19 protein-coding genes are annotated in these 21,717 nt (G+C 64.2%); 7 read left to right on the forward strand and 12 right to left on the reverse strand.

What is annotated here, in order from left to right:
• Positions 1-26: 26 nt before the first annotated feature.
• Both F3N42_RS01255 and F3N42_RS01260 read right to left on the reverse strand, forming a co-directional pair.
• Positions 27-1,313 carry a sensor histidine kinase gene (locus F3N42_RS01255; RefSeq protein ID WP_150862563.1) on the reverse strand — a complete coding sequence of 429 codons (1,287 nt, stop codon included), beginning with the start codon at positions 1,311-1,313 and terminating at the stop codon, positions 27-29.
• Positions 1,303-1,989, reverse strand: a complete 687-nt coding sequence (locus F3N42_RS01260; RefSeq protein WP_224784620.1) for a response regulator transcription factor — start codon at positions 1,987-1,989, stop codon at positions 1,303-1,305. Before F3N42_RS01260 ends, F3N42_RS01255 begins: the two co-directional genes overlap by 11 nt.
• 245 nt (positions 1,990-2,234) lie before the next feature.
• Between F3N42_RS01260 and F3N42_RS01265 the strand changes: the two genes are divergently transcribed.
• The 4 genes from F3N42_RS01265 to F3N42_RS01280 all read left to right on the forward strand — a co-directional run bounded on the left by F3N42_RS01265 (position 2,235) and on the right by F3N42_RS01280 (position 6,470).
• A complete protein-coding gene (locus tag F3N42_RS01265; RefSeq protein WP_191621154.1) occupies positions 2,235-3,308 on the forward strand; it encodes a DUF4397 domain-containing protein in 1,074 nt (357 codons plus the stop codon).
• A gap of 161 nt (positions 3,309-3,469) precedes the next feature.
• Positions 3,470-5,530 carry a TIR domain-containing protein gene (locus F3N42_RS01270; RefSeq protein WP_150862565.1) on the forward strand — a complete coding sequence of 687 codons (2,061 nt, stop codon included), beginning with the start codon at positions 3,470-3,472 and terminating at the stop codon, positions 5,528-5,530.
• Positions 5,531-5,590: 60 nt separating this feature from the next.
• A complete protein-coding gene (locus F3N42_RS01275) occupies positions 5,591-6,010 on the forward strand; it encodes a hypothetical protein (protein WP_150862566.1) in 420 nt (139 codons plus the stop codon).
• A gap of 256 nt (positions 6,011-6,266) precedes the next feature.
• The gene (locus F3N42_RS01280; protein WP_150862567.1) at positions 6,267-6,470 is read left to right on the forward strand and encodes a cold-shock protein; all 204 of its coding nucleotides are present in this window, start codon (positions 6,267-6,269) and stop codon (positions 6,468-6,470) included.
• Between the two features lie 118 nt (positions 6,471-6,588).
• Here F3N42_RS01280 and F3N42_RS01285 read toward each other — a convergent pair whose 3' ends face one another.
• Genes F3N42_RS01285 through F3N42_RS01305 form a run of 5 tightly spaced genes read right to left on the reverse strand, consistent with a single transcriptional unit; the run spans position 6,589 to position 12,627 of the window.
• Entirely contained in the window at positions 6,589-9,543 is a 2,955-nt protein-coding gene (locus F3N42_RS01285; RefSeq protein WP_150862568.1) for a M14 family metallopeptidase, read from the reverse strand.
• Positions 9,544-9,585: 42 nt separating this feature from the next.
• Positions 9,586-10,377 (reverse strand): HEAT repeat domain-containing protein, encoded by a 792-nt coding sequence (locus tag F3N42_RS01290; RefSeq protein ID WP_150862569.1) that lies wholly within the window; start codon positions 10,375-10,377, stop codon positions 9,586-9,588.
• Positions 10,374-11,306 (reverse strand): HEAT repeat domain-containing protein, encoded by a 933-nt coding sequence (locus F3N42_RS01295; RefSeq protein WP_191621155.1) that lies wholly within the window; start codon positions 11,304-11,306, stop codon positions 10,374-10,376. Before F3N42_RS01295 ends, F3N42_RS01290 begins: the two co-directional genes overlap by 4 nt.
• 50 nt (positions 11,307-11,356) lie before the next feature.
• On the reverse strand, positions 11,357-12,097 hold the full coding sequence (locus F3N42_RS01300) for a hypothetical protein (RefSeq protein ID WP_150862571.1): 741 nt from the start codon (positions 12,095-12,097) through the stop codon (positions 11,357-11,359).
• Positions 12,094-12,627 (reverse strand): RNA polymerase sigma factor, encoded by a 534-nt coding sequence (locus F3N42_RS01305; protein ID WP_150862572.1) that lies wholly within the window; start codon positions 12,625-12,627, stop codon positions 12,094-12,096. The genes F3N42_RS01300 and F3N42_RS01305 overlap by 4 nt, the downstream gene beginning before the upstream one ends.
• Positions 12,628-12,868: 241 nt before the next feature.
• Here F3N42_RS01305 and F3N42_RS01310 point away from each other — a divergent pair, with 241 nt between their 5' ends.
• Positions 12,869-13,390: a glycine zipper 2TM domain-containing protein gene (locus F3N42_RS01310; protein ID WP_150862573.1), complete on the forward strand. Its 522-nt coding sequence runs from the start codon at positions 12,869-12,871 to the stop codon at positions 13,388-13,390.
• Here the strand turns inward: F3N42_RS01310 and F3N42_RS01315 are convergent.
• From F3N42_RS01315 to F3N42_RS01325, 3 genes are all read right to left on the reverse strand, one after another.
• The gene (locus tag F3N42_RS01315; protein WP_150862574.1) at positions 13,387-14,181 is read right to left on the reverse strand and encodes a thioredoxin family protein; all 795 of its coding nucleotides are present in this window, start codon (positions 14,179-14,181) and stop codon (positions 13,387-13,389) included. The genes F3N42_RS01310 and F3N42_RS01315 overlap by 4 nt on opposite strands.
• A gap of 124 nt (positions 14,182-14,305) precedes the next feature.
• Positions 14,306-16,471, reverse strand: coding sequence for a catalase/peroxidase HPI (gene katG / locus F3N42_RS01320; RefSeq protein ID WP_318190942.1), 2,166 nt, complete (start codon positions 16,469-16,471; stop codon positions 14,306-14,308).
• 196 nt (positions 16,472-16,667) lie between these two features.
• Complete coding sequence (locus F3N42_RS01325; protein ID WP_191621156.1) at positions 16,668-17,207, reverse strand: hypothetical protein; 540 nt, start codon at positions 17,205-17,207, stop codon at positions 16,668-16,670.
• Between the two features lie 122 nt (positions 17,208-17,329).
• On the opposite strand from F3N42_RS01325, the gene F3N42_RS01330 reads away from it, so the two are divergent.
• Both F3N42_RS01330 and F3N42_RS01335 read left to right on the forward strand, forming a co-directional pair.
• The gene (locus F3N42_RS01330) at positions 17,330-17,758 is read left to right on the forward strand and encodes an acyl-CoA thioesterase (protein ID WP_150862577.1); all 429 of its coding nucleotides are present in this window, start codon (positions 17,330-17,332) and stop codon (positions 17,756-17,758) included.
• A gap of 123 nt (positions 17,759-17,881) precedes the next feature.
• On the forward strand, positions 17,882-18,523 hold the full coding sequence (locus tag F3N42_RS01335; protein ID WP_150862578.1) for a DUF3313 family protein: 642 nt from the start codon (positions 17,882-17,884) through the stop codon (positions 18,521-18,523).
• Between the two features lie 82 nt (positions 18,524-18,605).
• Here the strand turns inward: F3N42_RS01335 and F3N42_RS01340 are convergent, their stop codons facing one another.
• Positions 18,606-20,288, reverse strand: coding sequence for a tetratricopeptide repeat protein (locus F3N42_RS01340; RefSeq protein WP_150862579.1), 1,683 nt, complete (start codon positions 20,286-20,288; stop codon positions 18,606-18,608).
• Positions 20,289-20,332: 44 nt separating this feature from the next.
• The gene (locus F3N42_RS01345; RefSeq protein ID WP_318190941.1) at positions 20,333-21,610 is read right to left on the reverse strand and encodes a replication-associated recombination protein A; all 1,278 of its coding nucleotides are present in this window, start codon (positions 21,608-21,610) and stop codon (positions 20,333-20,335) included.
• Positions 21,611-21,717: the final 107 nt, after the last annotated feature.

Consider the following 21,717-nt stretch of genomic DNA (forward strand, 5'->3'; position numbering starts at 1 on the left):
TGCAACGCGGGTGAACGCCGCGTGAATCAGTCGCTGGCTTCGAACCGTGCGTCCGGGAATCGCAGCGTCACCGTGGTGCCCTTGCCCGGTGTGGAATCGTAGTCGACCGACCACTCGAATCGCTCCACCAGCCGCTTGACGATGGTCAGTCCCACGCCAAACCCGCCACGCTGGCGGCCGCGACTGTAGAAAGCGTCAAAGATGCGCTGCAGCTCTTCGGCGTCCATGCCAATGCCGGTGTCCTGCACGATCACCTGTCCATCGGCGATGGTGATTTCGACTTCGCCCTCGTCGGTATAGGCGAAGGCGTTGCGCACCAGGTTGCCGATCACCGCCTCGACCACTTTCGCCGGCGCCAGGACCGACAGCTGGCCCTGCTCGAGCAGCCGGGATGCGATCGGCTTGTCGGGATGAACGATGCGCAGCCGCTCCAGTTCCGCCGTGGTGATCTCGTTGACGCTGACCCATTCCCGGTCCAGCCCCTGGTCGGCGTTGCGGGCCAGCAACAGGAAGGTATCGGTGAGCCGCAGCATGTCGTCGGCATTGCCCTTGATACGCTGCGCATGCTCGCGGTCACGGCTGTCTTCGGGCAGGGTCTTCAGCAGGCGATCGGCGGCCATGCGAATGACCGTCAACGGGGTGCGCAGCTCGTGGCTGGCGTCGCGCGTGAACCGGCGCTCGCGGGCCGTGAACTCGGTCACACGCCGGACCAGGTCCTGCAGCGCCTGGCGCAGAACGCTGATCTCGGCATCCTCGGTGTCGTCGGAAGCCAGCTCGAAATGACCCGGCTGCCATTCGCCGGGGTCCAGTTGCTCGACCCTGTGCGCCAGCGAGACGATGGGTGATACGGCGCGCCGCGACACCCGGTAGGCACCCCAGGTGGACAGGTAAATAACGAGCAGTGCCAGCGTCAGTGGCACCAGGCCGAACAGCATGACCAGCTGGTCGACCTGCCCGACTTCGAATTCCAGGTAAAGCCGGTGGCCGTCGCGGTCTTCGACCAGCACGAGCAGGTCACGCGGCACGGACATGTCGTGCAGGCCGGGTTCCAGCGTGCGCAGGTGCGCGGGCAGGGTGGCCGGGCCATCCAGGTAGGCCGTCATGTTGCGCGTGTCCGGCAACTCGGCGGCCGGGTTGGCGTCGTATCGCTCCCAGAAATAGCTGGCTTCACCCTCGAGCGCCGTTTCGATCAGTACATCTTCAACCAGCCTGGCGGCGACAAAAATGCCGACCACGACGGCGAGCGTGATGTACAGCGCCTGCAGAAGCAGGCTGCGGCCGAGCCGCCGGTTCAGGCCGCGATTACTGGTCATCCGGGTCGGCGAGCCGGTAACCCAGGCCCTGCAGGGTGTGCAGCAGCGGCTTGTCGAAGGGTTTGTCGATCACCTTGCGCAGGTTGTACAGGTGGCTTCGCAGGGCATCGCTATCGGGCACGATGTCGCCCCAGACCGCGCGCTCCAGGTCACGCCGGCTCATGACCCGCGGTGACACCTTCATCAGCGTGGTGAGCATTTTCAGGCCGATGGGCGTGAGCGTCAGCGGCTGGCCCTGGCGGCTGACTTCCCAGGTGCCGGTGTTGACCGTGAGATTCGCTACCCTCAACACCTGGCTGGTCATCTCACCGGAGGCGCGCCGCAGCATGGCGTGCAGGCGGGCGTCCAGTTCCTCCATCTCGAAGGGCTTGACCAGGTAGTCGTCGGCGCCGGCCTCGAGCCCGGCCACCTTGTCTTCCAACGTGTCGCGCGCGGTCAGCATCAGGATGGGGGTGTCGCGATGGGCCTCCTGGCGGAACTTGCGGCACAGGTCCATGCCATCCAGCCCCGGCAGCATCAGGTCGAGCACGATGGCATCGAAGGGCTCGGTCACCGCCAGGTGCAGCCCGGTGATGCCGTCGGCGGCGTAGTCGACCTCGTAGCCGGACGTCTCCAGGTGGTCGCCCACCATGGCGGCAATGTCGTGGTTATCTTCAATCAGCAGGATGGTGGTCACGGTTCTGCGCCCCTCTTTACATCAACACAATTGTAGTCGCGTCCACGTGAAGGCCATGTAAAGCCCATGACCGGCCCCGCCCGGGTCACGATTTCACGCCGGCTTGACGCCCGTCAAGGCCGAAGCATTGCGTCTTCATGACGAGTTCACTGCCCATTCACGGCCCGCGTGGAGACTTGTCGACGTGCTCAGCGGCCCCGCGCCGCCGGGCCACTACCGGACTTCATCAACGAGGAGAAGCAACCATGAAATTACGCACGCAGGCTTTGACCGCCCTGGTCGCCCTCGGTGTCAGCGGCATGGCTTTTGGCCAGGCCCGCGTCACCGTCGCTCACTTTGCCCCGTTCGCCGACTCGCTGGACGCGACGTCCGTGAGCGTGGTGCTGAACGGCACCACCGCGCTGGAAGATGTGAAGTTCAAGGACTTCACGGACTATATTGAACTGGACGCGGGTGACTACACCATCGACATTGTCCCGACCGGCGCGGCAGACCCGGCCATCACCGCCGACTTCACGCTGACCGACGGCATGGACTACACCGTCTTCGCGACCGGTAACGGCAGCAACCAGCCGCTGGAGCTGATGGCACTGGCCGATGACAACACCATGCCGGCGGCCGGCAACGTCAAACTGCGCGTTTACCACGCGGCGCCGTTTGCCGACACGCTGGAAGCCACCGAGGTCTCCATCCGCACCGCGGGCGGCGACATTGTCGGCGGCCTGCAGGGCGTGCCCTACGGTGTCGGCAGCGACTACCTGGAAGTCCCGGCAGGCACTTATGACCTGAAAGTGGCGTCCAATGACGGCCTGGTCAACTACATTGACCCGTTGCCCGTCGACCTGCCGGACGGCGCTATCGTCACCATCTTCGCCGTGGGCGACGGCGGCAACCAGCCGCTGGGCCTGATCGCGGTGCCGGTGGGGGAACTGCCGCTGCGTACCCCGGTTGACGAGTCGGCTTCAGGCATTTTCCAGCTACTGGACGACCAGGGTGAAGTGGTTCCCGGCCACGGTTTCAACTTCTTCTCACTGGCCGGCCAGAACCGTGCCGTCGGCGACTGGCTGTTTTATGACGAGATGGGCGAGCCCACCTGGCTGACCTTCGACAGCGGCGGCGGTGGCTTCGACGGCGAGATCACCACGGCCACGCTGTATCGCACCACGGAAATGGGCGGCCCGCAGACCGAAGACATTGGCACCATCACCATCGGCGTCGAGTCATGCCAGACCCTGGTCGCCGAAGTGACGATGGGCGATGACGCGCCGGTGATGTACTCCGGCAACCGCCTGACCCCGACGGCCAGTTGCCCGTTCTGACGGCATAGCACGCACTCCTTCCAAAGGGCCGTCCCCCTGGCCCAAGGTTTTCCGCCGGCCTCGTGTCGGCGGTTTTTTTTGGGCGCTGAACACGTCGCGGCAGCAGGCAAGCTAAAGGTGAGGCGGTATACTCGGCCTATCTTCAGGGGCAAGGGGACCGTATGCGCTACGAGGCGTTCATCAGCTATAGCCACAGGGACAAGGCCTGGGCGCGCTGGCTGCAGAACGCGCTGGAGCGCTACCGCCTGCCGAAGGCGCTGCGCGACCAGAACGGTCGCGATGGTGGCAAACGTTTGCGACCGTTCTTTCGCGACGATACCGAACTGGCATCGTCGGAAGACCTGACCGCCGCCATCACCCAGGCGATGGAACAGTCGGCGGCACTGATCGTGATCTGCTCGCCGCACGCCGCCGCCTCGCGCTGGACCAACAGGGAAATCCGCGCTTTTCGCAAGATCGCCCCCGACCGGCCCATCCTGCCGCTAATCGTCGAAGGTGGTCCCGAGCGCGACGCCCCCGACTGCGCCTTCCCCGAAGCCATGCTCTTTGACGACGCCGGCAACCCGCGCCCCGAGCCCCTGGCCGCTGACCTCCGCCCTGGCGCCGACGGCAAGCGCGGCGCACAACTCAAGCTCATCGCTGGCCTGCTGGGCGTCGGCGTCGATGCCCTGCGCCAGCGCGACCAGCAACGCCGCATGCGCGTCATGGGCGCCGCTACCGCCGGCGCCATGGCCGTCAGCGTCGTGACCATCACGCTGGCCATCCTGGCCGTCCAGGCCCGCAACGAGGCCGACGTCCGCCGCGGCCAGGCCGAAAGCCTGATCGACTTCATGCTGGTCGACCTGCGCGACCGCCTGCAGCCCATCGGCCGCCTGGACGTGCTCGATGCCGTCGGCGACGAGGCCAGTGAATACTTCAACGCCCTGGGTGACCGCGGCACCGACGAGGAATTGCTCAAACGCGCCCTGGCGCTGCGCCAGCTGGGCGAGGTGGAGTTTGCACGCCGTGATTTTCCTGCCGCCCTTCAGGCGTTCGAGGACTCGCGTGAGCTGACCGCGGCGCTACTCGCCAGGCATCCGGACAACGCCGAGTACCTGTTCGAGCAGAGCCAGGCAGAGTTCTGGGTGGGGTACGTGGCCTGGCAGAACGACGACCTTGATGGTGCAGAACTCTCCTTTCAGCGCTATCACGACCACAGCCAGCGATTGTTGGCGAATGAACCGTCCAACGAAGACTACAAGCTCGAAATGGTTTTTGCCCTGACCAACCTTGGCGCCCTGGCACGTGCACGGGGCGATCGAGAGGCAGCGCTCCAATTTATTCAGTCGGCCAACCGGCTGAATGAAGAATTGCTGGCGAAAAACCCTGGTGACGATACGTTGAGGGAAGAGCTTGCCCAGGGATATTCATGGGAGGGGTCGGCGCGTCGCGACCTTGGGGACCTGAGTGAAGCAGACCATGCGTTGGCAAGGTCTGAAGAACTGTTTCGGTCGCGCTGGAATTCCAGGGAAGACATGCGCTCCGGCGAGCGCCTGGCCTATCTGCTTGGTATACGCGCGGATTTGCAGTGGAACCTGGGCGATGTCGATAAGGCGCATGACATGGTTTCAGAATGCCAGTCGATTTTTGACGAGCTTGTTACTCATGATCCATCGAATGACTCCTGGGCGCACGCCAACCAGAGGTGCCGGGTCTGGGTTGCCGAAGCCAAGTTCTATATGGGCCAGGTCGAGGCAAGCCGACAGGTTCTGGATGACGTTTACCAGCGACTCTCAAATGATGGTCCTGCCTCGAAGCAAGGGGCGGAGCTCAATGCGTTATTGACTCAGACGGTATGCCTGCAATCCCAAATGGACTTTCGGCTGTCATCAGGCGCAGACGCTATCGGTCGGGCAGAGTCGTGTGTCCAGCATCGCCAGGCGTTAATGGACGCCAGTGATCAGTACACGGCGAATGTCGACTTTGCCCTGGCACTGGGCTCACTAGGCGCTGTCCTGGCGGCGCGGGGCTTCGATGATGAATCAAGACGAGCCTGGCAACGCGCGCTTGATGAGCTTGATGTCGAACAAATGCATACACCGAAAAGCCGGGCGGTGCTTGCCACGCTTCTTTCACGCATGGGAGATAGCGAGGGTGCGCAGGTTCACTGGCTTTATCTTGAAGAGATAGGATTCAGTGACCCACGTTATCGACCAACATTTGACGAGTTGGCCCGTAATTAGCCCAGAGATTCGATCCATTCGGCCAAAATCCCACAAACGAAAGAAAAAGGAGGCGTTCTTATGACCACGACACTTTCCGATGTAACCCTGGATATCAGGAGTTCCAATTGTGGTTCGCCCGCGTTTGCCAAGGCGGCTACCCTGGTGGCATCCACGTCAAACCCGCAGTCACTGAGTTACAGCTACCAGTACGCCGGTGGGAGTGACACCCAGGGCAATGAAACCGTCCCGAAGGGACAGGGGGAACAATCTTTCCTGGTCAAGCTGATCGCTGATTCGCGTTATCACCTGGTTGACGTCTCCTTCGGCACAGGAAACACACAGTTGAGCAAACACGATCAGGATACCTACAAGGTAACGATCAAGGATGCGGATGACGCGGTTGAGACGGACTATTACCAACTGTCTGTGAAGGACACCTCCAACGGCGACTGCACCTTTTTGTGTGACCCCCGCGTGACCAACACCGATCCTGATTGAGTGACCTTGCTCCGGTGGCCTCAAAGGGGGGGCACCGGGTGGGCTGTCACAAAAGTTTCTCTTGCTATTCAGGAATTTTAGGCCTACAGTTCGCTCCGCACGTACCAGGCAGCTTTAAGTTGGAGCGCCGCGTGCTAACGAAAGATTAGTTGCAGTACCCTTTTCTCAGAAGTCCCATATTGGTAACCCCATTATTTCGATTTTCTTGAGACGCGCGATTGATCCGTCGTTTTTATTGATATTCAAGGAAATTGACATGCAGAACGGTACCGTTAAATGGTTCAACGAAGCCAAGGGCTTCGGTTTCATCGCTCCTGAAGATGGCGGCAAGGACGTGTTCGTCCACTTCTCGGCCATCCAGGCTGAAGGCTTCAAGGTGCTGACCGAAGGTCAGGCCGTGACCTTCAAGATGGAAGACGGCCCGAAGGGCCCGCAGGCGACCCAGGTCGTTCCTGGCTGAAGCCGGCTTTCCGGACTTCGAAAAAACCCCGCCATCGGCGGGGTTTTTTTTGGCCTGAGTGTTGGGGTCAGAGTGGACTCCGACCCGACTCTGAGTCCACTCTGACCCCTTCGCTTCGTCAGGGCGAGATCGGCGCGTCGGCGCCCAGTCCCGGCCCGTAGACCAGCGCGTTCAGCAACAGCCGGTTGGTGCCGTAACTGGCGCCGCGGAACATCGGCGAGCCAGCGAACAGGATCAGTTGGCCGTCGCCAACGGATTCGCGGGTGACCCAGGCGGCGTTGGCGACGCGTTGCGCGGCTTCCGGCCACAGCAGGCCGCTCATGCGCAGGCGTAACTCGTGCTGTTCGGGCAGGGCGGCCCAGCCGACGCGGGTAGTGCCTTCACCGTTGTCACTGCTGACGCCGGCGGCATTGAGTATGCCCTGCCAGCCGCTGGGCTCGACTTCGCGATACACACCCAGGCGCACCACGGCGCGGCTCTCATCGCCTGACATCAGCAGCGGGTTGTTCTGTACCAGCACCGGCAGCACCTCGCCCACGCCGCTGGTGAGCCAGTGGTGCTGGTCCACGCGCGCGGCGACATAGGCGCCGGACGGCATGAACTGTGCCTGCCAGGCATCCATCTGCTTCAGTTCGTCGGTCTTGGGCCGGGCCGGCGCCTTGCGCCAGGGGTAGTCGACCTCAACCGGGGCGGTGTGTGACCAGATGGCGTCGTCATCAAGGCTGACGTTGTTGGCCAGCCACTCGCGTTGCAGGCGGGTTTCATAGTCGTCCAGCTTGTCGAGCACGCTGCCCAGGGTTCGGACGCTGCTGAACTCCGCGTCCGCGTCGGTCAGCGCGCCGGTGGCGCCGTCGATGGCAATCAGCGTGCCGCCGGCACGGGTCCAGGTCTTCAGCGCGTCGCGCTCGCTGTCGGACAACTGCCCCCAGTACAGGTCCGGCAGCACGATGACGTTGTAGCGCCGCAGGTCCAGGAAGCCGAGCATGTTGCGGTCCAGGTGCGAATGGCGGATGCCCAGGTGCCGGTCGATGCTGTGCCAGATGGTGCCGTAGTCGTAGCCGCTGGTGCTGCCGCGGGTGACGATGGCGATCTGCGGACGTTGAAGCGCCACGAAATGATGACTGCCGGCGTCGGCAAACTCACCCTCGCCGGCGCCGTTCGTGAACGCGGTGACGGGCAGGTTCAGTTCATTCGCCGTATCCGTGACGCGCGTAGCCAGTTGCTGCCAGTGCCCGTCGGCATCGACACCTGCCTCGGGCGGGTTGTCGTAGCGCAGCACGACCACGCTGCCGCGTGGCGAGTCAGTACCGTCCAGCCGGGTGGCCTCGTCGGTCAGGCGCACGCGCACGCCCTGTTCCAGCAGGCGGGCGGCGAAGCCCACCGAAGCGTCGTCCAGGCCGGAGGCCAGCCAGCCCATGCCTTCACCAACAGCCTCTGGTGCCGGGTTGTCGGCCTCGGAAACTGCCCACGGCGCCAGGCCGGCACGCAGGTGGCTGGGTACCTCCAGCGTTTCCAATCCGAACATCATTCCCAGGTTCCAGGCGGTGGTGTCGTACATGATCGAGTCGCCGTCGCGCAGCACGCCCTCGCGCTCGCGCCGCAGCACTTCGTCACTGATTGGCGTGTCGAACTCCAGCATCGTCGCCAGCAGGCGGGCTTCCGGCTGGCGGTTGGGAATGACCAGGCTGCCGGCCGGAACATCGTAGCGGTCAACGGTCTCGCCCAGCTGGTTGGTCGCGCCAGACACGGTGAAGGCGTCATCGGCGCGGAAAATCTCGAAACCCTGCCATGCCAGCACGTCGGCCAGCGTGTCCAGGCGCGTGTGGTTGCCATTGGCCATGACCACGAAGCTGCGGTTGCCGTACGGGCCGCCGGACGACACGTTGGCGCGGCGGTCGGCCAGGTAGTCGCGGTACATCGCTTCGTGGTGTTCCGCCAGCGTCGACAGGTTGGCGAAGGTGCTGGTCACGTGGTGGTGCACGGCCTCGGCATAGGTCACAACGCGGCCATCGCCACGGCGCACGCCGTCTTCGGAGTAGCGCGCCTGTTCGTAGAGGATGTTCAGCGCGCCACGATACTGGCTATAGGTGGTGTAACCGGGGTACAGGTCGTCGAAATACTCGCGGTTGAAATAGGGCCAGGTGCGCTGGTCAAACTCGCGGCCCTGGTCTGCGGCAAAGACCTCGCCCCATTCACCCAGGTAGTCGGGCCGATGGGCGTTGATGGGCTGCGACGACGGGGAGAAATGGTAGGTTTCCTGGCTACCCATCTCGTGCCCGTCAATGACAATCTGCGGGTACCAGCGGTTGATGGCGTCGACCTTGCCACGCGTCTCCGGGTTCACGCCCAGGATGTAGTCACGGTTCAGGTCGTACAGGTAATGGTTGCCGCGCCCCCAGGGCCAGGATTGGCGGTGCAGCAGTGACTGGTCATCCACGTTAGGTGCGGCGCCACGGGCTTCCTGCAGCGACTTGGTGAAGCGCGCGCGGCCGTCTGGGTTCATCACCGGGTCGATGATGATGACCAGTTCTTCCAGCAGCGCGGTCACGGACGGGTCGGTCGAGGCCAGCAGGTGGTAGATCGACATCAGCGCGGCATCGGCGCCGGATGATTCGTTGCCGTGAATCGAGTAGCCCATCCAGGCGATGCCGGGCAGCCGGCTGATGATCGTGTCGGCGTCGCCACCGGACAGTTCACGGGGGTCGGCCAGCCGGGCCACATCGGCCTGGATTTCGTCGCGGCGGCCGAGTTTGTCCGGCGTCGAGATGATCACGTGGTACAGGTCGCGGCCCTCGTGCGTGGTGGCGTAGGGCAGCATCACGGCGCGATCGCTGGCGTCCACCATGGCGGTGATGGCGGCGATCAGCTCATCGTAGGTGGCCGGGCGTTTGCCGGGCGTGAAGCCGAGCAGGTCCTCGGGCACCGGAATGGCCGGGTCATGCTCGCCCGGTAGCAGGGCGGTGTGGTATTCGAGCTCGGGGAAGGGCGTTGGCGCCAGGTTGTCGCGCGCGGCCAGCGTCGTGCTGGCAAGCAGGGTGAGGGCGGTCAGAAAGCAGGTAACGGAACGGCGCATGGGACATCCTGGCGGCTGGGAGCAGCCGCCAATCTATGTCCGCTAAGGTGACCCGGTCAATAGCGCCTGGATGTAATCAACGCCCTCGGGGCTGTCAGCCTGCGCCAGCCAGAACAGTGCGTGTTTGCGGTCGTGCATGTCCTGGCGGGTGTTCTCGATCAGCGCGATCAGCACGTCGATGCGGTCCGGCGCGGGTGACTGGGCGTAGGAGAAGATGGCCTGCTCACGGATCTTCTCACGGTCACCGGCGGTCATCAGCTCGAGCAGCACGTCGCGGGTTTCTTCAACGCGCAGCTGGCCCATCCAGAAAATCGCGTGCTCGCGGGTGCGGGGGTCGTTGCCGTGCAGGGCCGTTTCGACCAGTTCATTCCGGGCCTCGGTGCCGGCATGCAGCGCGACGGCCATCATCCGGTCGTCGGTGTCGCTGTCGCCCAGCCAGGCCAGGCTGTCGCCGGTGGCGACCGGGCCCAGGTTGGTCCAGCCGTCCCGCGCATGAACCTCGCAACCGGGGCTGAAGGGCCGCAGTTTCGTGATTTCGCCGCCCTCGACCCGCGCGAAGAGGTTCATCACTGAGCCGCCTGCACCGCCCGCACCCGTCGTCACTGCCTGTGGCTCCGCTTCATCCACGTGGTCGACAGAAAAACCATCCTGGTCCAGGTCACAGGCCATGCGGGTGGGACGGTTGTTGTTCCAGGTGTGACAGCACCATTCGCCGCGGGTCTCCACGGCGTCAATCTGCCAGCGGTACCAGCCGTCGGCCGCGAACGGGGGGCGAGCGTCGGCGCTGACCAGGGTCGCGGAGAGTCCCAACGTGAAGACGAAGGCGCGGATCACGGCTGGACTCCGTTGTCGCCGCCACCCAGCGCCGCGTCGATGGCCTCCATGGCGGCGTCACTGTCCATGATGACCAGCAGGCGCAGCAGCTCGGCCTTCTCCTGGTCATTTCCGGCGGAACGGAACAGGTCGAGCGCCAGTTCCTCGTCGTCCGCGATCAGGATGCCGTTGCGGACCGCCTCGCGAATGCCCGGGTCATCCGTGTCCAGGTAGATTTCGCGGAAGGCCTCGCTGATGTTGTCACCACCGGCGATACCCAGCCCTTGCAGTGCCGCCTTCTGGCGCAGCGGGTCACTGCCGTCCCTCGCCATGACCAGCAGGGTTTCGGTGTCGCCGGCGATGGCATAGGCATCGATCAGGGATTCCATCGCGCCCGGTCTGTCGCGCAGTTGCTGCAGCATGTCGGTGGCGCCCATTACGCCCAGTTGCTGGACCGCGGCCTCGAATTCCTCGTCGCTGCCGGCATTCGTGGCGATGGCGAACACGGATTCCTTGTCGCCGGCAATCATGTAGGCCTCGAGCACGGCTTCGCGGACCGCCATGTCACCGGCGCTGTAGACGTCGGCCAGTTGCGCGGTGAGTGCCGGGTCGCCATTGATGCCGATGGAGCGGATGGCCTCCAGCTGCAGCTCGCCATCACTGTTCTGCGCGTACTCGAGCAGGGTCTGTTCGGCCTCGGGCAGGTCGATCTGGCCCAGTACGAACAGCGCGCGGGACTTGAGTTCGTCACTGCTGTCGCCGGCCAGCAGGCGCTGAACCACGGGCAGGGCGCGCTCGGAAGGCGCTACCATCAGCGCCTCGATCGCGACCAGTTGCAGCGCCTCGGTGCCATCGTCCTGGGCCTGGGCGTGAACCGTGGACAGGGCAACCATGACGGCAAGCGCGGGTGCGGCCAGCCGCGTGGTGGTCATCTGTGGGGTACGTTTCATGTCTAGTTTCCTTCGTTTGGCCGGGGCAGGGCCCCGGCGGGTCATCCTGATCAGATCGTCGTTGGCTTTGATGCCGGCTGCTGCAGCCGGGTTAGCACGGCGTTCAGCTCGAAAGCCAGTTGCCGGCGTAGCGCCTCGGCGTCCTCGGGGGAGGTTTCGGCATCGGCCAGTCGCAGCAGGATGGGCTCGATGGCGCGCATCACGCGCGCGATGTCCGGGGCTTGCTGCTTCTCGGCGGCGCGCTCGAACAGGCGGTTCTGGGCAATGATCTGTGCCAGCAAGGCGTCGCGGTCGGCCGCGTCGCGCTGGCCCAGGTCAGCCAGCTCACTGCGGCTTTCGCGCAGGTACAGCTGCAGACCGCGCTCGAAAGACGCAGGCTGGGCCGTTGGTACCGGGTCCGTCACCGGTTCAATGGCAACGGGCTTCGGCCCGATACCGGGCCCCGGCCCCGGCGCCTGTCCAGGCACCCAGATACCGATGCCAACACCCAGCGCCAGCACCGCGGCAAAGGCCGCGCCCAGGCCAAGCAGCGGGCGGCGGGTGGTTGAAGCGGCCGCCTTCTGGCGTTCAAGGCGTGCTTCTCGTTCGAGCAGGTCATGCCACTGGTGCTTGCGGTGCCCGGGTGCGGGGGTCAAGGCATCGCCGGTCAGGGACTCCAGCTCCGCGACCAGCTGCCGATAGCGGGCCGCCAGAACGGCATCGGATGCCAATGCGGCCTCGACAGACCGGCGTTCGTCGTCGGTCAGGCCGTCGCGCCAGTAGTAGAGGGTGAGTGTCTGGTCGTCGATCATGATGCGCTCCTCAGGCCACTCATCGTGACCCGCAGCTTCTTGACCGCCCGGAACAGGGCTTGCTTGACCGTGCCCAGGCTGGTGGTGAGTTCGGTGGCGATTTCCTGCAGCGTCCACTGCTCCAGGTGTTTGAGGATGAAGCACACGCGCTCCATCTCCGACAGCCCGCGCAGTGCGCTTTGCAGCGAGGTGTCCAGTTCGTCGTAGTGGTGCGCGACATCGGGCGTGGGCTGGTCGTCGCACGAATCCGTCTCCATCGCCTGCCAGCGCTCGGGGTGGCGCGCGCGCACCAGCGACAGCGCCGAGTTGACCGCAATGCGATGGATCCAGGTGTCGAGTTGCGCCTCACCGGCAAACTGGCTGCGCTTTCGCCAGGCATTGAGCAGGGCGTCCTGGACCGCGTCACCGGCGAGTTCCGGGTTGCGTGTAATACGCAGGCACGCGGAATACCAGTAGTCACCGCGCCGGGCGATGGCCTGGTGAAACGCCGACTCACTCGGCGCCCCGGAGTCGTCAGTCTGGGCTCTCATGCGTATTGGATGCCTGGGGTGCAGCGTGGGTTAGCAACAATCCGGAATTTTTTCGTCCCCGATCACTTTTTCAGTGTAACGGTTACCTTGCACGGGTAATTGTTACGCGCGTTCTGGAAAGTCATTGATAATGTAAGTGCATGAAAAATATGGGATATGATATCTGGCATGGAGTTTGCTGGGTGTTCTGCAGCGATGGGCGTGCCCTTTCGCGATTCGACAGACAGACAGGAGAAAGACCATGAACAGGCAAACCCTGACCGGAGTGATGATTGGCGCCGTGGCGGTGACCGCCATCGGTACGTTTGCAGGCGTCCAGCTGAACCAGGACCCGGCGTTCGCGGAAGTGATCGACGTCGAACCGATCTACACCACGGAATCCGTGCCACGCGAGGCCTGCCGCGAGGAACTGGAAACCCGACAGAAGCCAGTCAAGGACAAACACCAGGTCACGGGTACCGTGGCCGGTGCGGTGATCGGCGGATTGTTGGGTAACCAGGTGGGGGATGGCAGTGGCCAGGATATCGCCACCGCCGCAGGCGCGGTAGCGGGCGGCTACGCCGGTAACAAGGCCCAGGAGAAAATCCAGGAAAACAATACGGAGCAGGTGCCGAAGACCGTCTGCGAAACCCGGTATGACACCTACCAGGAGCAGGCGGGTTTCATGGTGACTTACGAACTGGACGGTGAGCGTCACCGGATACGTATGGATGAAGACCCCGGCCGCCGCATTCCGGTGGAGGATGGTGAGCTTCGGATCTAGTCCAGGTACAGCGAGTACTCGGGGAAATCCAGTTCGATCGGATCGGCTCCTGAACTCGCCTGCTGGTGGGCCTGGCGGCGCAGTTCCGCCAGGTCCACGGTGATCTGCGCGCGCATAGCCGCAAGGCTGTCCCATTTTTCACGAAACCCGGGGCCGGGTCGTTCACCATCCAGGTCGCGCATCATGGCGCCGATATCGGCATACGCGGCGTAGATCCGCTCGGCCTGCTCGCGCTCGAAGGCATCGATGTCCGCCAGTGCGGCGGCCAGTTCGGGTGATGTCGCGGGGGCGGGTGGTGGCGGCCCCGGCGTATACGCGTCGAAATAGTCGATGGCGTCACTGGCAGACATTGATGCGGCATTTCGCCAATAGGGCAGCGTGTTGCGATTCAGCACGGTGTCGCTTGCCGGTTCAATGACCAGCACCGTGGGTGTGCCGTAAATGACGGGTACGTCCCAGGCCTGGATCACGTCGCGTACAAAATCGTAGTAGCCCACGTTGACGCGCTGCACAACATAACGCTCGTCCACCAGGGCCCGGAAACCCGGGTCGGCCAGCAGGTCGATGAATCCGCGGCTGTCGTGACACCAGTCGGCCCCCATGACCACCATCAGCAACTTGCCCCGGTCGCGTGCGACTGTGCGGGCCGCTTCAATGGAATTATGGATTTCGGAGTAGCTGGACGTTTCCGGGTAAAGGGTTGGTTCACCGGGTGAGCTGGCCAGTGCCAGCGGTGACAGGACGGCCAGGATCAGGGCCAGGATCAGGGTTTGAGACAACTTTCGGAGCATGGGCCACACGCGATATTCGCCGGGAACGGGTGGGGCATCATATCCCGTATTGGCTGTTGACGATCCACAGCCGGGATAGCAGTGGCGCCGCCCATGCAGGCAGCGCCACTGATCAGGCCTTGGATTACTTCACGTCGAAACGGTCCGCCGTCATGACCTTGGTCCAGGCGGCCACGAAGTCGTCGACAAAACGGTCACTCGAGTCGTCCTGGGCGTAAAACTCGGACACGGCACGCAGCTCGGAGTTGGAGCCGAACACCAGGTCGACCGGTGTGGCGGTCCATTTCACGGTGCCGGATTCACGGTCCTTGCCCTCGTACAGGCCGTCGGTCGCTGACTTGCTCCACACCGTGGACATGTCGACCAGGTTGACGAAGAAGTCGTTGGACAGGGTGCCCGGTGCGTCCGTGAATACGCCATGGGCGGTGTTGCCGTGGTTCGCGCCGAGTACACGCAGGCCGCCGACCAGCGCAGTCATTTCCGGCACGGTCAGCCCAAGCAGTGCGGCGCGCTCGACCAGGCCTTCGGCCGGTGTACGCGGGAAGTCCGGTGACAGGTAGTTACGAAAACCGTCTGCCTTCGGCTCCAGCCAGGTGAACGAATCGGCGTCGGTCATTTCCGCGGTGGCATCGGTACGACCGGCCACGAAGGGCACGTCAATGTCATGACCGGCATCGGCCGCGGCCTTCTCGATGGCGGCGGCGCCGCCCAGGACGATCAGGTCGGCCAGGGACACCTGGGTGTCACCGGCGTCATCGTTGAAGTCGGCCTGGATGGCTTCCAGCTTGCCCAGCACCATGGCCAGTTCTTCCGGCTGGTTGACGGCCCAGTCTTTCTGCGGGGCCAGTCGCACACGAGCGCCGTTGGCGCCGCCACGCATGTCGGTCTGGCGGAAGGATGCCGCCGAGGCCCACGCGGTGCGGACCAACTGCGGGACGGTCAGGCCGCTGTCGAGGATGGCCGCTTTCAGGTCGGCCACGTCATCGGCATCGATGGTGTCGTAGTCCGCTGCCGGTACCGGGTCCTGCCAGATGTAGGTCTCTTCCGGCAGCCAGTCACCCAGGTAGCGCGAGGTCGGGCCCATGTCGCGGTGGGTCAGCTTGAACCACGCGCGGGCGAAGGCGTCTTCGAACTCTTCCGGGTTCTTCAGCCAGCGCTGGGTGATCTCGCGGTAGGCGGGATCCTCGCGCAAGGCCAGGTCGGTGGTGAACATGATTGGCTGGTGACGCTTGTCCGGGTCATGCGCGTCCGGTACCAGGCCGGCACCGCCGCCGTCCACCGGCACCCACTGCTGCGCACCCGCGGGGCTGGCGGTCAGCTCCCACTCAAAGCCGTACAGGTTCTGCAGGTAATTGTGCGTCCATTGCGCCGGGCTCACGGTCCAGGCGCCTTCCAGGCCGGAGGTGACGGTATCGGCACCCTTGCCGGTGCCGCATTTGTTGGTCCAGCCCATGCCCTGGTCTTCCAGCGGGGCGGCCTCGGGGTCGGGGCCGACACACTCGGACGGCTTGTGGGCGCCATGCGCCTTGCCGAAGGTATGTCCACCGGCGATCAGCGCGGCGGTTTCCTCGTCATTCATGGCCATGCGGCCGAAGGCCTCGCGAATGGCCTCGGCGGCCAGCAGCGGGTCGGGGTTCTTGTGGGGGCCTTCCGGATTAACGTAGATCAGGCCCATCTCGGTGGCGCCGAAGGGGCGCTCCAGGGTACCGTCGTCGTTACGGCGCTGGGACGTCAGCCACTCACCTTCGGCACCCCAGTTCACTTCTTCCGGCTCCCATTCATCGGCGCGGCCAAAGGCGAAACCGACGATCGGAAAACCCATGTCTTCCATGCCGATGGTGCCGGCCAGGACCATCAGGTCGGCCCAGGACACGGCGTTGCCGTACTTCAGCTTGATCGGCTGAAGCAGGCGGCGGGCCTTGTCCAGGCTGGCGTTGTCGGGCCAGGCGTTCAGCGGCGCGAAGCGCTGCATGCCGCCATCGGAGCCGCCACGGCCGTCGATCAGGCGATAGGTGCCCGCGGCGTGCCAGGACATGCGGATAAAGAACGGGCCGTAGTGACCGTAGTCGGCCGGCCACCAGTCCTGGGAGTCGGTCATCAGGGCTTTCATATCGGCCTTGAGTTCGTCCAGGTCCAGCGTGGCGAAAGCCTCGGGGTAACTGAAGCCGGCGCCCATCGGGTCGGCCGAGCCGGACGAGTCACGGAGCGGCTCGAGCTGCAGGCGGTTGGGCCACCAGTAATCGTTGTCGCGCACGACCGTGTCGGCCATGGCCGTGGTCGTTGAGCCCATTGCGCACACGAGCGCGACGGAGATCGCGGTACGCAGTTGCTTCATTGTTTTCATCCTGATCCTCACTGTGTGAAGGCCGGCAGGGGCGCCGGTCGTGGAATCAGTATATTTTTCGGTGGCTTGCGAGCGCCAATTGAAAATATTGAATGAATTGGTAGCTGTTTTCTATGGGCGCCTGGGCATTGGCTTTCCGCGCTCAGCCCTTGCCTTTCCGATGGTAGGTGGCTACAAACACGGGCGCCCATTCGCCGGTTTCGGCGTTTTTTTGCAGTAATTCCTGCAGCACCGTGCCATCGGCCTGCGGGGTCCAGCGGCCGCGGAACGGATGACGTTCGCCGCTTGCGTGGTAGACGGCGTCGCCCTCGAGCACCATCACGCCGTTGTCGTCCAGGCCGCCGCTGTAGTCAATGATGAAGGCCTGGCTCACCCATACTTGCCGCCACAAGCCGGACTCCGGGTCGTAAAAGTTGTAGCTCTGGCCGGTGCCGCCCTGGGCGCTGGTCCATTGTTCCAGTAGCAGGCAGCCGCCTTCCTCGCGACTGATGACATTGGTCCCCACCTGTTGTTCACCAGCGATGACATCCCACTCGCCAACCCAGAAGTCGAAGGCCCGGTAAGCCGGGTTCGCCTGGCAGGGGTGCGGTGTATTCGGCGTTTGCTGGGCCTGTGCAACAGGTAAGGCCATGGCAGTCGCAAGGATCAAACATGGAAAGATGGTGTTGTGGAGCCGCTTCATGGCGTTCCCCTCCCGGTCTGTGGATGCCCTGCACCCAGTCTAGCGAAGCAGACGCGTGGCCAGCGGTCGCTTCATGGCGAAAACCCACGCCCTGTCCCGTTGCGCTGGGCTAGAATCCGGGGATGGAAGAGAAAACCAAGGGTCGACTGACCATGCGGGTGGTAGCCATGCCCGCCGATACCAACCCCTCCGGTGACATTTTCGGCGGCTGGGTGTTGTCACAGATGGATAACGCCGCCGGCATCTGCGCCGGCCAGCGCGCGCAAAGCCGCGTGGTGACCGTGTCCATCGACGGCATGAGTTTCATCCGCCCGGTCAAGGTGGGCGACATCCTGGGTGTTTATACCTACGTCGAATCGGTGGGTACGACCTCGATGGTGATCAATGTCGAAGCCTGGGTGCGGCGCCAGCGCATCGGTAACCGTGAAAAGGTCACCGAGGGCAAGTTCAAGTTCGTGGCGCTGGATGATGAGGGAAATTCTACGCCGGTTCCGGCGGAGCACACCCTGCCGGCCTATGTTCGCGAGAACCTGGCCTTCGGCGCGGGCTAGCCATGCGAGGGACGCGGTCAGGGGTCAGGGTAAGGGGTCAGAATCACGACTCTGACCCCTTACCCTGACCCCGACGTTGGTTGTGCTATTCTCACTTAACACTCACACGCAGGAGCGGGCTCCATGAATCGAATCAAGACCCTATTGACTGTTGGTGTGGTCGCGCTGGCGACCAGTGGTGCCGCCCTGGCCGGCAAGGCCGGTGAGCCGTGTGAGGAAGGCATGGAGCGCATCGACAGTGAACGCTTCTCGCAGATGTACCGCCTGGCCGATGCCCGGCTGGGCGACTACCGCGCGGTGATGATCGAAGATTTCGACGTCGAGTTCGCGTCATGGTGGCGGCGACAGCAGCAGCGCGCCGGCAATTTCGTCAAGCGTTCAGAGATGGACGAATTCACCACCGAGATGGCCCAGTTGGCCACCGAGGTGTTCGAAGAGCGCTTCCGCTCGATGGGTTTTGAGGTCGTCGACCATGTCGACGAAGGTGTCCTGCGGGTCACGCCGAAAATTGTCGACCTGAACTTTATCGTCCCCGACGCGGGCTGGACCAAGTACACCACGGTCCGGTCCGGCAGTTCCGGTGACATGACGCTGGAAGCCACGATCACCGATAGTGTGACCGGCCAGTTACTGGCGACCGTTCGTGACCAGCAGGTCGACCGTGAGCCGGGCAATACCATCCGCAACACCGCCACGACCCGCAAGGTCGCCGCGCGGATGATGGATCGCTGGGCCGAAGACCTGGGCGCCGAACTGTCAGGTTAAGTCCATCTGACAGGTTCGCAGCCATCGCTGATGGCTGCTCAAATGTTGCGAAAAGCCCCGCCCTGGCGGGGCTTTTTCGTTTCTAGAACTGCGACGCCGTCAGCTCAATGTCCGCCTTCTGCCAGGCGATATCGAAATGATGCTGCACTTCGGCGGTGTCCTTGCCCTGCGCCTGCAGGCTCTGGATCAGGCCGTACATGGCCCAGCCGTTGTGCGGGTAAAGCTCCAGGTCACGCCGGTAGACGGCCTCGGCGCGGCTGGGCTGGTCGTCGGCGAGCAGCGCGCGGCCGAGTGTGTGCCGGGTGGGGTAGTACCAGAACGGTGGTTCCGTGTAGGGCAGCTGGTCCTGCACCGCGACGGCATGTTCGAACCGGCCGATGGCGTCGTCCAGGTCACCGTCGGCCATGGCGATTTCTCCCAGCACCAGGGCATCGGCGATGTCGAGCAACTGGGTCGCCGGGTAGGCCAGGGTATCCAGGAAGGTGACATCGGGCATGTCCTTCAGCGCGGCCAGCGCGGCCTCTTCTGTCCGGGCAGCGGCCAGGTCGCCCTTGCGCGCGAAGGCCGTGGCCCGGGCGTAGTGCCAGATGGCGTTGGAGTATTCGAAGTCATCGCGGGGTTGTGGCTCGGCCAGGATGTCGTCCCAGCGGCCAAACTGTGTCAGCGACAGCAGCGGGATGGTGTGGAAAAACTCCACCATCGGGAACTGCTCGATCATCGCCTCGGGCACGTTGGCGGAGACCCGCCGGGCCGAATCGATGGCCAGCTCACTGCGCCCCTGCATGGACGATGCCGCCCACAGGAAATGGATGTTGTGCGGGTAGTACAGCGCCGGGTAGAACCCCTGGGCGTTGCACTGGGCGATGTATTCCTCGTCCACCGCGGCGGCGCGGATATTGGCCTCCGAGGCGTCGTCGTAGCGCCCAACGCGCCAGTAGATGTGGGCCGGCATGTGTACCAGGTGGCCGGCGCCGGGCACCAGGTTGGCCAGGCGGTCGGCCGCGGCCTCGGCGCGCTCGGGGCGGTTCGATGCTTCCACGGCGTGGATGTACAGGTGCAGCGCCAGAGGGTGTTCGGGTGAACGTGCCAGCACGGTTTCCAGCACGCCGATGGCTTCCGCTGCCTCCGGTTTCGGCGTGTCGCCGTCCAGCCAGTAGTCCCACGGCATGGTGTTCATGATCGACTCGGCGAACAGGCTGGCGGCGTCGTCGTCCTCGGGGTATTTCTCGTACAGGGCCCGCATGGCCTTGACGTAGGCCTGGTCCAGCGGCTCTCGGTCGGTACCGGGCTCGCCGTTGTAGCGCGTTGCCAGCGCGTCGATGTAGTCGCGCTCGGCTTCGCTGGCGTGATCTTTCAGCGCCTGGGCCTTGCCGATGGCGGAGAAGGCCTGCACGCGGTCCTCGTCCCCCATGATCGCCTTGCCATCACTGGTGACGTTGATGTTCGGCCCCAGCGCCAGCGCCTCGCCCCAGAAGCACATCGCGCATTGCGGGTCGAGCGTCTGCGCCGCACGGAAGGAGCGCACGGACTCGGCGTGGTTGAAGGCGAAATCGATGACCAGGCCCTGGTCGAAATAGCGCTGGGCATCGGCGCTGGCGGTAGTGATGGCGTGGTGGTGGTCGCCCATGCCCTCGAACAGCGGCGCGCCGGCACGTTGTGCCAGTTCGGTGCCGTGGGCGCCGGGGCGGGTGGATGTGCCGTCAGCGGCAGCTATGGCGGACAGAAACGCCAGCGCTGCGGTCATCAGCAGGATATTTGAATTCATGGGTACGGGTCCTGGGCAGGGTTTCAGAACCAGTATAGGCGCTGTCAGCGGTCTTTCCCGCCTTGACTGGTCCCCGAGTCTGAGCGCCGGCGCAGGTCGTCGAGTTTTTCCTTGATGCGGATCTCGAGACCCCGCTCCACCGGTTGGTAATAGTTCGCCGGCTCCATCTCGTCCGGAAAGTAGCGCTCGCCCAGCGCGACGGCATCCGGCTCGTCGTGCGCGTAGCGATAGCCCTCGCCGTGGCCCAGTTCCTTCATCAGCCGTGTCGGCGCGTTGCGCAGGTGCATCGGAACGTCCAGTGATCCCTTGTCTCGCGCGTCCGCCATGGCCTGGTTGAAGGCCATGTAGACGGCGTTGCTCTTGGCCGCGCAGGCCAGGAACACCGCCGCGTGGGCGATGGCGAGTTCACCCTCGGGGCTGCCCAGGCGCTCGTAGGTTTGCCAGGCGTCCATGCTGATCTGCAGCGCACGCGGGTCGGCGTTGCCGATGTCCTCCGAGGCGATGCGCACCAGGCGTCGGGCGATGTACAGCGGGTCGCAGCCGCCATCCAGCATGCGTGCGAGCCAGTAAAGCGCGGCATCGGGGTCGGTGCCACGGATCGACTTGTGCAGTGCGGAAATCTGGTCGTAGAACACCTCGCCCTGCTTGTCGAAGCGACGACGATGGCCGCTGGCGACTTCGCCGACAATGCCAGGTGTGATCACGCCGTCTTCTGAAAGATCGGCCGAGAGTTCGAGCAGGTTAAGGGCCCGGCGCGCATCGCCATCGGCGGCAGTGGCCAGCTGCTGCAGTGACTCGTCGTCGATGCGGAACGCGCCAGCCAGGCCACGGTCGGTGTCGTAGAGCGCGCGGCGCAAAACGCCTTCAAGGTCGTCCAGTGTCAGCGATTTCAGCACATAGACGCGCGCCCTGGAGAGCAGGGCGTTGTTCAGTTCGAACGACGGATTCTCGGTGGTCGCACCGATGAAGGTGACGGTGCCGTTCTCGACCCAGGGCAGGAAGGCATCCTGCTGGGCCTTGTTGAAGCGGTGCACCTCGTCCAGGAACAGCACCGTGCCGCGGCCGCTGACCTGGTGCTGCTGCTCGGCCTCGCTGACGGCGGCGCGGATGTCCTTGACGCCGGCCATGACCGCCGACAGCGCGATGAAATGCGAGTCCGTGGTGCTGGCAATCATCCTGGACAGCGTGGTCTTGCCGGTGCCCGGCGGCCCCCAGAAGATCATCGAGTGAACGCGGCCCTGGTCGATGGCGCGCCGCAGTGGCTTGCCCACGTCAAGCAGGTGGCGCTGGCCGGTGAATTCCTCCAGGGTAGCCGGGCGCATTCGATCCGCCAGGGGCCGATCGGTACGTTCAGTCGTCGCGAACAGATCGTTCATGGGAGTGGTGGGGTCAGAGTGGGGTCAGAGTCGACTCTGAGTCGACTCTGACC

Origin of the sequence: Marinihelvus fidelis (assembly GCF_008725655.1) — a bacterium.
In the GTDB taxonomy this organism is placed as follows: domain Bacteria; phylum Pseudomonadota; class Gammaproteobacteria; order Xanthomonadales; family SZUA-36; genus Marinihelvus; species Marinihelvus fidelis.